This is a genomic window from Dietzia sp. HMSC21D01 (assembly GCF_001815995.1).
Taxonomy (GTDB): Bacteria; Actinomycetota; Actinomycetes; order Mycobacteriales; family Mycobacteriaceae; genus Dietzia; species Dietzia cinnamea.
Map to the genome: position 1 here is coordinate 1 of NZ_KV823734.1, position 1664 is coordinate 1664.

The window sequence follows — 1664 nt, forward strand, 5'->3', positions numbered from 1 at the left end:
GGGGCGGAGTCAGGCGACCTGCGTGACCTCGACCGGCAGGCCCGGGTCGGCGGCGACGGTCAGCGGACTGGGCGCGGCGCCCGAGGCGAGCAGGGCGGAGGCGACCCCCACGACCATCGCGCCGTTGTCCGTGCACAGGCGCGGCCGCGGGACACGCAGTGTGAGGCCGGCCTCGGCACACCGGTGGGCGGCGAGGTCGCGCAGTCGCGAGTTGGCCGCCACGCCGCCGCCGATGAGCAGGGTGTCCACGCCCAGGTCTGTGCAGGCCCGCACCGCCTTCATGGTGAGTACGTCGGCGACGGCGTCCTGGAACGACGCCGCGACGTCGGCCACGGCGAGCCGCTCGCCGTCCCGTTCGGCGGCCTCGATCCGCCGGGCCACGGCGGTCTTGAGTCCGGAGAAGGAGAAATCGTGCCGTGCGTCACGCGGTCCGGTCATGCCACGGGGGAACGCGATGGCGCGGGGGTCACCGGTGGCGGCGAGGCGGTCGATCACCGGTCCACCCGGGTAACCGAGGCCGAGCAGACGGGCGACCTTGTCGTACGCCTCGCCCGCGGCGTCGTCGACGGTCGACCCGAGCTCCACGACCGGTTCGGTCAGCGAGCGCACGTGCAGCAGCTGGGTGTGGCCGCCGGAGACCAACAGGGCCACGCACTCCCCCAGCGGCCCGCCGTCGAAGCCCGCGACGGCGACGTGGCCGACCAGGTGGTTCACGGCGTAGAACGGCACGCCCCAGGCCGCGGCGTAGGCCTTGGCCGCGGACGAGCCCACGAGCAGCGCCCCGGACAGCCCGGGCCCGATGGTGGCGGCGACGGAATCGGGCCGCTCCACCCCGGCCTCGGCGAGCGCGGCGCGGACCGTGGGGACGAGCGCCTCGAGGTGGGCGCGGGAGGCGATCTCCGGGACGACGCCTCCGAAGCGCGCGTGCTCGGACATCGACGAGGCCACCACGTCGGACAGCAGATCGGCCCGCCCGTCGTCGTGGACCCGCGCCACGGCCACGCCCGTCTCGTCGCACGAGCTCTCGATCCCCATGACGGTCCTCATCGGCCGCTCCCCTCTCCCGTGTCGCCGCCAACAATGTCCCCGCCTACAGTGTCCCCGCCGCCGTCCGCGCTGCCGGTGACGTCACGGTCCGCGCCGCCGCCCCGCGCCGGCCGCACCATGAGATGCGCGTCGGCCATGCTGGGCCGGTAGTACCGGGGGCGCAGGCCCACGACCTCGAACCCGTGGGCCTCGTACAGCGTGAGTGCGGGGACGTTGTCGGTCCGCACGTCCAGGACGACCGGCGCGCCCTCGGCATCGGCCACCTCGAGCATCCGCCGCAGCAGCGCCCGTCCGATACCGCGTCCCTGGTACTCCGGGTCGACGCCGATGGTGTGCACCTCGAACTCGCGGTCGCCCTCGGGCCCGAGCCCGGCCAGGACCGCGTAGCCGACCAGCCGCCCGTCGCCGCGGGCGGCCAGGCACGTGGTGTGACGTGAGCCGATCTCGGACAGGAACGCCGCCGCCGACCACGGGCCGTCGCCGCGGAACAGGAGTCTCTCCAGGTCAGCGCACCGCATGGCGTCGTCGGCGACCAGCGCGTCGTGGTCGACGTCGGCCGGCGTCGCGGTCATCGCCCCACCCCGCGCAGGGCCGCGGAGGGTTCGGCGCGCCGGGGC

2 protein-coding genes are annotated in these 1664 nt (G+C 75.2%); both read right to left on the reverse strand.

The window, feature by feature from the left end; translation table 11 throughout:
* Positions 1 to 9: 9 nt before the first annotated feature.
* On the reverse strand, positions 10 to 1047 hold the full coding sequence (gene tsaD, locus HMPREF3086_RS02865) for a tRNA (adenosine(37)-N6)-threonylcarbamoyltransferase complex transferase subunit TsaD (RefSeq protein WP_070720080.1): 1038 nt from the start codon (positions 1045 to 1047) through the stop codon (positions 10 to 12).
* The gene (gene rimI, locus HMPREF3086_RS02870) at positions 1044 to 1619 is read right to left on the reverse strand and encodes a ribosomal protein S18-alanine N-acetyltransferase (protein WP_070720083.1); all 576 of its coding nucleotides are present in this window, start codon (positions 1617 to 1619) and stop codon (positions 1044 to 1046) included. Before rimI ends, tsaD begins: the two co-directional genes overlap by 4 nt.
* Positions 1620 to 1664 lie beyond the last annotated feature (45 nt).

Bases quoted from the DNA above. Each gene is read 5' to 3' on its own strand.
- tsaD (WP_070720080.1), bottom strand. From the start codon at position 1,047: ATGAGGACCGTCATGGGGATCGAGAGCTCGTGCGACGAGACGGGCGTG.
- rimI (WP_070720083.1), bottom strand. From the start codon at position 1,619: ATGACCGCGACGCCGGCCGACGTCGACCACGACGCGCTGGTCGCCGAC.